The organism is Streptosporangium subroseum (assembly GCF_900188345.1).
Classification (GTDB): Bacteria; Actinomycetota; Actinomycetes; order Streptosporangiales; family Streptosporangiaceae; genus Streptosporangium; species Streptosporangium subroseum.
The window spans coordinates 43,774-51,150 of sequence record NZ_FZOD01000069.1; the positions used below are offsets into that span (position 1 = coordinate 43,774).

Consider the following 7,377-nt stretch of genomic DNA (forward strand, 5'->3'; position numbering starts at 1 on the left):
ACATGACGGTTGTCGGATACAGGTTGGAGGCCTCGCCGCCGGACACCGGACCAGGACAGACCCCGCAGGGCTACGGCCAGCCGGCCGCTCCGCCGACCTACGACCAGCCCGGCGCTTACGGGCAGCAGCCCGGAACCGGCGCCTACGGCCAGCAGCCCGCGTATGGTCAGCAACCCTCCCAAGAACAGTCACCGTACGGCCAGCAGCCTTCTCAGGAGCAGCCCGGCTATGGCGGGCCCTCCCAGCCCGGCTACGGCCAGCAGCCCGGTTACGGGCAACCGCCCGTGACCAGTGCCTACGGTCAGCCGCCCGTGACCGGTGCCTACGGTCAGCCGCCTGCCTACGGCCAGCCTTCTCAGGGCCAGCCCGGTTATGGCCAGCCTGGAACCGGTGCCTACGGTCAGCCCTCCCAGGAGCAGCCCGGTTATGGCGGGCAGCCCTCCCAGCCGGGCTACGGGCAGCAGCCCGGAACCGGTCCCTACGGTCCGCCTTCTCAGAGCCAGCCCGCCTATGGCGGTCAGCCCGGCTACGGCCAGCAGCCCGGCTACGGGCAGCAGCCCGGAACCGGTGCCTATGGTCAGCCACCCGCCTACGGCCAGCCTTCCCAGGGCCAGCCCGCCTATGGCGGTCAGCCCGGTTACGGCCAGCAACCCGGCTACGGGCAGCAGCCCTCCCAGCCCGGATACGGTCAGCCGCCCGCCTATGGCCAGCAGCCCGCCTACGGCCAGCAACCCGGCTACGGGCAGCCCGGAACCGGTCCCTACGGCCAGCAGCCCGGCTACGGCCAGCAGGGTTGGCAGCAGGCTCCCGGCTACGGCCGGCCGGGCTACGGGCCCCAGGGTGCGATGCCCCCGGGTGTCCCCGCTCCGCTCGCGGAGTGGTGGGAGCGTCTGGTGGCCCGCATCATCGACGGGCTGATCTATCTGCTGGTCAGCCTCGCGCTCGCTTCCGTCATCCGTGCGATCTTCGTGACGAATCCGGGCTTCGATATGGAGACGGGCGTCGTGACGGAGGCGGGCGGCGAGTTCCTGGCGGCCCTGCTGACGTCGTTGATCGTGAGCGCGCTGTTCATCGGCTACGAGTTCCTGATGCTTCGCAGGGGCGGTCGGACCCTGGGCAAACTGGCGATGCGCATCAAGGTCGTTCCCCTGGCGGGAGGCTCTCTGGGCCCCGGGGGGCTCGCCACCGATGTGGCCGCCAAGCGGGCCGTAGCCACGTTCGGCCCGGTGCTGCTGACCTGGATCCCCGGCGTGGGGTGGCTCCTCGGCCTCGCCATCTACGTGTACTGGATCCTGGCCTTCGTCTGGCAGTTCGTGGACAAGCCCTACCAGCAGTCCCTGCTGGACAAGGTCGCCACGACGGTGGTCGTCAAGGCCAAGTAGTTCTGGCAGCTCTGAAAATAACGGGGTCGGCGGTTCAACCGTCGGCCCCGATTTCATGGGTGGATGAGAAAACGGAGTTCGATAACGAGGATCGCCACGTGTGATGGAAGCGCAAACTCATTCGCCGCGGCGAGAGGAGCCTTATGGCGCACCCGCCCCGCACGGCGAAAAATCATCGCAGATCGGCCTCGTGGCCGCCTACGGAGTCCTATGCGGTCTCGGTGACTCCGCTCTCGGAAGGGAGCCCCTCCACCGGAGGTGGGCGAAGGCCAAGCCCCGACCGTTTCAAACAGGGGACCATAACAGGGAAGTGATTCCCCTACCGGGTAAACGCTCCCTTCTCTAGGCTCGATGGGAGACCGGTTGCCGGAGGGAGTTCCGGTACCACTCGCCCAATGGTGGGATCGACCGGCCGCTCGCATCCTCGGCGATGCCATCTTCGTGGTACTCCACTGGTTTCTCTCTTTCGTCTTCTGCCCCGTGTTCCGGTCGGCGGGCGAAGGCCTTCTTGCGGATCGGAGCTCGGGCCTCGCGGTGTTGCCGGGGTTGTCTACGGGCCTGAGCGCGTTTGGTGGTTATACGGTTTACGACTATGTCGCCCAGTCGAAGACGGCCGTACGCTTGGTAAGAAAGCGATGAAGATCCGTCTTGTTCCGCACGGTGGCATCGAACTGTGGTGCGCCGCGATGATGAAGCGAGTGGTTCTCTTCCGAGATGTTCTGGTGACCGTGGGTATTCCTGTGAAGAACCTGGCAACGCCGATCCCAGGCTTCGCGGTGAGGTTGTTCGTCCTCTCCGACAAGCCTCCTCAGCAGGGACTTCGTGGCGAGGCGGAGGAGTCCGGCGGCCGGGAACCCCGGACGACATTGGTTTTCCGGACATGATGATGATCACTTGATCACCCGTCCGGATTTTCCCTCGTGGCTTTACACGGTGCAACCGGTAAGGCGGCTGGAGAGAAGCATTAAGGTGGAGAGTGGCCGACGCGGTCGCCCCCGAGACACGCGCCGCTTGCCTGTGGCGCTATGGTCATGTGTGGGCGGATCCAACTGATCGGGCGAGCCACCTGTGCAGCCCGGGAGTCGCCGCCAAATTTCCATGGTCCCCAGAATGCCATCCCGGTCCGGATCGAGGACGAATGTACGACGTATTGTCCGCGTTGATACCCCCAGCGGTCGTCGGTGGAGCCTTCGTCTACGGAGCCTTCAAGCTTCTTCGGAGTGAAGGGGCCGGCCGTCGGTCGGCAAAACAGAGCGATCAGGCTGAGACACAGAACAGCTGATCCACTCGGAGTCTCGGATGCCGGTAAGAATCGCCGGGCTTCCGGAATTGCCGCTCTCCGATTGCGGGTATATGTTTAGCTAGCGAATGAAACAATACTCCGCGAAAGGATTGCGTAGATGGCCAAGCAGATCCAGGAGATTCTCATCGACGACCTCGATGGGGGCGAGGCCAATGAGACTGTCGCCTTCGCGATTGACGGCGCCAGCTACGAGATTGACCTGAGTGAGGTAAACGCGAAGAAGCTCCGCGACTCTCTGTCGGCTTTCGTGCAGAGCGCCCGCCGTTCCGGCGCCCTGGCCACTCGTCGTCGCCGTGCAGGTGGCGCCAGGGCTCTCACGCGAGAGAAGAGCGCCGACATCAGGGCGTGGGCGAAGTCGCACGGCCTTAATGTCAGCGAGCGCGGTCGAATCGCCTCCAAGATCGTCGAGCAGTACGAAGCGGCTCACTAGATCACTCACTAGATCCAGTGAATCATGCGGTTATGGCGGTCACGGTGGGGTCCGGTGGCGGCCATGACCGCATGATGTGTTTGAGTGGTTGATAAACGTCGTTCGCTTGCGGCGTAGCGGGAACATCCCACCCCCCGTAAGTAGTTGGATGGAGGGTGAACGCCCTGCTCTCGGGGAACGTCTTCTGCATAGAGCGGTCGCCGGGTCGGGGCTACCATGCGGGATGACAGGGCTCGGATATCCCGGACCTGCCTGACCGCTCTGTGAGGAGCGACGAGATGTTCGAGAGGTTCACCGACCGCGCACGACGGGTTGTCGTCCTGGCTCAAGAAGAAGCCCGGATGCTCAACCACAACTACATCGGTACGGAGCACATCCTTCTTGGCTTGATCCATGAAGGTGAAGGCGTTGCCGCCAAGGCTCTGGAGAGCCTCGGCATCAGTCTTGAGGGTGTGCGTCAGCAGGTCGAGGAGATCATCGGCCAAGGTCAGTCTGCGCCGTCGGGGCACATTCCGTTCACCCCGCGTGCCAAGAAAGTCCTTGAGCTGTCGCTCCGCGAGGCCTTGCAGCTGGGTCATAACTACATCGGTACCGAGCACATCCTCCTTGGCCTCATCCGTGAGGGCGAAGGGGTGGCCGCGCAGGTGCTGGTGAAGCTTGGCGCCGACCTCAACCGGGTCCGCCAGCAGGTCATCCAGTTGCTCCATGGTTACCAGGGCAAGGAGCCGGCCGCCGCGGGCGGTCCGACCGAGGCCGCACCGTCGACCTCCCTTGTGCTGGACCAGTTCGGCCGCAACCTGACCCAGGCCGCCCGGGAGGGCAAGCTGGATCCGGTGATCGGCCGAGAGAAGGAGATCGAGCGGGTCATGCAGGTCCTGTCCCGCAGGACCAAGAACAACCCCGTTCTGGTGGGCGAGCCGGGCGTCGGCAAGACCGCCGTGGTCGAAGGGCTGTCCCAGAAGATCGTCAAGGGCGAGGTGCCCGAGACGCTCAAGGACAAGCAGCTCTACACCCTGGACCTGGGCGCTCTGGTGGCCGGGTCGCGTTACCGCGGTGACTTCGAGGAGCGGCTGAAGAAGGTCCTCAAGGAGATCCGCACCCGCGGCGACATCATCCTGTTCATCGACGAGCTGCACACGCTCGTCGGCGCGGGTGCCGCCGAGGGCGCGATCGACGCGGCCAGCATTCTGAAGCCGATGCTGGCCCGTGGTGAGCTGCAGACCATCGGTGCCACCACGCTGGACGAATACCGCAAGCACCTGGAGAAGGACGCCGCGCTGGAGCGGCGCTTCCAGCCCATCCAGGTGGCCGAGCCCAGCCTGAGCCACACCATCGAGATCCTCAAGGGACTGCGCGACCGGTACGAGGCGCACCACCGGGTCTCGATCACCGACGGCGCCCTGGTGGCCGCCGCGCAGCTGGCCGACCGCTACATCAGCGACCGGTTCCTGCCGGACAAGGCGATCGACCTGATCGACGAGGCCGGCTCGCGGATGCGGATCCGCAGGATGACCGCGCCGCCGGACCTGCGCGAGTACGACGAGAAGATCGCGAACGTGCGGCGCGACAAGGAGTCCGCGATCGACGCGCAGGACTTCGAGAAGGCCGCCGCGCTGCGCGACCAGGAGAAGCAGCTCCAGCTCAAGCGCGAGCGCCGGGAGAAGGAGTGGAAGGCCGGCGACATGGACGTCGTCGCCGAGGTCACCGAGGAGCTCATCGCCGAGGTCCTCGCCACGGCCACCGGCATCCCGGTCTTCAAGCTCACCGAGGAGGAGTCCCAGCGACTGCTCCGCATGGAAGACGAGCTGCACAAGCGGATCATCGGTCAGGACGACGCCATCAAGGGTCTGTCCCGCTCGATCCGCCGCACCCGCGCCGGGTTGAAGGACCCGCGTCGTCCGGGTGGCTCGTTCATCTTCGCCGGCCCCTCGGGTGTCGGTAAGACCGAGCTGTCCAAGGCGCTGGCGGAGTTCCTGTTCGGCGACGAAGACGCGCTGATCATGCTGGACATGTCGGAGTTCATGGAGAAGCACACCGTCTCCCGTCTGTTCGGCTCCCCTCCGGGTTACGTCGGATACGAAGAGGGCGGTCAGCTGACGGAGAAGGTGCGGCGCAAGCCGTTCTCGGTGGTGCTGTTCGACGAGATCGAGAAGGCACACCCCGACATCTTCAACTCGCTGTTGCAGATCCTGGAGGACGGTCGCCTGACCGACGCCCAGGGTCGGGTGGTGGACTTCAAGAACACCGTCATCATCATGACGACGAACCTCGGCACCCGTGACATCTCCAAGGGTCAGGGGGTCGGCTTCGCCAAGAACAACGACGCCGAGTCCAACTACGACCGGATGAAGTCCAAGGTCCAGGAGGAGCTCAAGCAGCACTTCCGGCCCGAGTTCCTCAACCGTGTCGATGACATCGTGGTCTTCCACCAGCTGACGCCGAAGGAGATCATCAAGATCGTCGATCTGATGCTCGCCATGGTGGACCTGAGGCTGAAGGACCGCGACATGTCGATGGAGCTCACGCCGGAGGCTAAGCAGCTGCTGGCCGACCGTGGGTACGACCCGGTGATGGGCGCCCGTCCTCTGCGCCGCACGATCCAGCGCGAGCTGGAGGACAACCTGTCGGAGAAGATCCTGTACGGCGAGCTCCGTCCCGGCCAGGTCGTGAAGATCGCGGTCGAGGGCGAGGGCGAGAACGCGAAGTTCACCTTCGTCGGTGAGTCCGCGCCGGTCGCCCAGGTTCCTGACTCGGCAGCCGCCATTGCGGAGCCGATCCAGAACTAGGACCGACCCGCTCCAAACAGGTAAAGGCAGACCCCGTCGTAGGGAGATCTACGGCGGGGTCTGCTTATTTGTTACTAAAGGAGGTATCTCGCCACCACGGGTAGTACTACACTCTGTAGAGCGAGTTCGGCCAAGTTTTGCCCACGTGAGCCACAAATGTGCTCATCGCGGTGAGATCGGCGACGGAGTCCGCCCAGCGACGTACCGAAGGATCATCTCCCAGAGTGACGCGGAGATCGGTGCCCGCCCGGGATGCTTCAGCGAGCCGGGTCGAATTCCCGGCAGGGAGGCCTCTGGCCCACGGCGTCGGCACTGTCGGCGCGGGGTGATCGGGGCCGCTTACACGGAGTACGGCCTTGGAGGCACTGGATGCGTATGCGGCACGAGGACGGGACGCTCGTTCACCTGTCCTACAACGCGGGCGTCCACCCCGCCGAGGATCTGGAGAACCTGATCGCGCACCTGACGCGATACGCCGTACCGGTGCGCAAGCGCCTGGGCGTGGAGCGGATGGGCGTCGGACTCTGGCTCTCCCCGAGTGTGGCCGACCACCTCACGGCCGACCGGATCGAGCTGGTGCGCCTGCGCCGCTCCCTTGAGGAGCGCGGCCTGGAGGTCGTCAGCCTCAACGGCACCGGCGGCCGCAACCAGGATGCTCCCGGCCCCGACTGGGCGAAGCCCGAGCGTTACCGCTACACGATGGCGCTGGCCAGGATCCTGGCCTTCCTGCTGCCGGAGGACGTCCGTTTCGGGAGCATCTCCACCATCCCCATCGGCTGGCGCCGCGACTGGCCGGCCGACCTGCACGCGATCGCCTCGCGCCGCCTGGAGCGCCTCGCCCGGGAGCTGCGCGGTCTCTACAGCGTCACCGGCAAGACGATCAGGGTCGGCTTCGAGCCGTGGCCCGGCTGCGTGCTGGAGACCACCAAGCAGGCACTGGACCGCGTCGGCGGCATCGACTCCGAGCACCTCGGGGTCTGCCTGGACGCCTGCTACCTCGCAGGAGGCGCTGAGGAGGCCGGAGCCGCCCTGCGCGGCATGGCGGCTGTCGGAGCCCCGGTGGTCAAGCTCGGCCACGTTCACAACCACATGGCGGCCTCGTGCAGGGAGCTCCCGAGCACCCGCTCGGTCATGGAGGACACCCTCACCGCGATGCTCTCCGGCGCGGTGAACGGCACCGCCCACATCGAGGTCGAGGCCCATGACCTGACCGTGCCCCTGCGGGCCAAGGGGCCCGGCGCGCTGGTCAACATGATCGCCGAAGAGCTCGACTGGGCCCGCACCAACCTCACCTCGCTCGGCCTGCGCCTCGCCGCCTGACCGTTCCTCCCGGCCGGTCATGCCGATCGACCGGGATGACGGCCTCCCACTGTCTTCCCGGTCGCGCCGATCAACAGGGAGGACGGCGGCACCCACCGGTCGGGCAGCCGGATAAATCAACAGGGAAGACGGCCGCATCCACCGGCCGCGCCGGTC

The 7,377-nt window shown here is 65.9% G+C and carries 5 protein-coding genes; all 5 read left to right on the forward strand.

The window, feature by feature from the left end:
• Positions 1–2 precede the first annotated feature (2 nt).
• The 5 genes from CHC08_RS50115 to CHC08_RS39960 all read left to right on the forward strand — a co-directional run bounded on the left by CHC08_RS50115 (position 3) and on the right by CHC08_RS39960 (position 7,221).
• Complete coding sequence (locus CHC08_RS50115; RefSeq protein WP_179282488.1) at positions 3–1,382, forward strand: RDD family protein; 1,380 nt, start codon at positions 3–5, stop codon at positions 1,380–1,382.
• A 635-nt stretch (positions 1,383–2,017) separates the two neighbouring features.
• On the forward strand, positions 2,018–2,266 hold the full coding sequence (locus tag CHC08_RS39945) for a hypothetical protein (RefSeq protein ID WP_089212588.1): 249 nt from the start codon (positions 2,018–2,020) through the stop codon (positions 2,264–2,266).
• 516 nt (positions 2,267–2,782) lie between these two features.
• Positions 2,783–3,115 carry a histone-like nucleoid-structuring protein Lsr2 gene (locus tag CHC08_RS39950; RefSeq protein ID WP_089212589.1) on the forward strand — a complete coding sequence of 111 codons (333 nt, stop codon included), beginning with the start codon at positions 2,783–2,785 and terminating at the stop codon, positions 3,113–3,115.
• A 278-nt stretch (positions 3,116–3,393) separates the two neighbouring features.
• Entirely contained in the window at positions 3,394–5,901 is a 2,508-nt protein-coding gene (locus CHC08_RS39955; protein WP_089212590.1) for an ATP-dependent Clp protease ATP-binding subunit, read from the forward strand.
• Positions 5,902–6,270: 369 nt separating this feature from the next.
• Positions 6,271–7,221: a TIM barrel protein gene (locus tag CHC08_RS39960; protein ID WP_089212591.1), complete on the forward strand. Its 951-nt coding sequence runs from the start codon at positions 6,271–6,273 to the stop codon at positions 7,219–7,221.
• Positions 7,222–7,377 lie beyond the last annotated feature (156 nt).

What these genes read in the sequence shown, in the direction of transcription:
- CHC08_RS50115 (WP_179282488.1), top strand. Translation starts at nt 3, where the DNA reads ATGACGGTTGTCGGATACAGGTTGGAGGCCTCGCCGCCGGACACCGGA.
- CHC08_RS39950 (WP_089212589.1), top strand. Translation starts at nt 2,783, where the DNA reads ATGGCCAAGCAGATCCAGGAGATTCTCATCGACGACCTCGATGGGGGC.
- CHC08_RS39945 (WP_089212588.1), top strand. Translation starts at nt 2,018, where the DNA reads ATGAAGATCCGTCTTGTTCCGCACGGTGGCATCGAACTGTGGTGCGCC.
- CHC08_RS39960 (WP_089212591.1), top strand. Translation starts at nt 6,271, where the DNA reads ATGCGTATGCGGCACGAGGACGGGACGCTCGTTCACCTGTCCTACAAC.
- CHC08_RS39955 (WP_089212590.1), top strand. Translation starts at nt 3,394, where the DNA reads ATGTTCGAGAGGTTCACCGACCGCGCACGACGGGTTGTCGTCCTGGCT.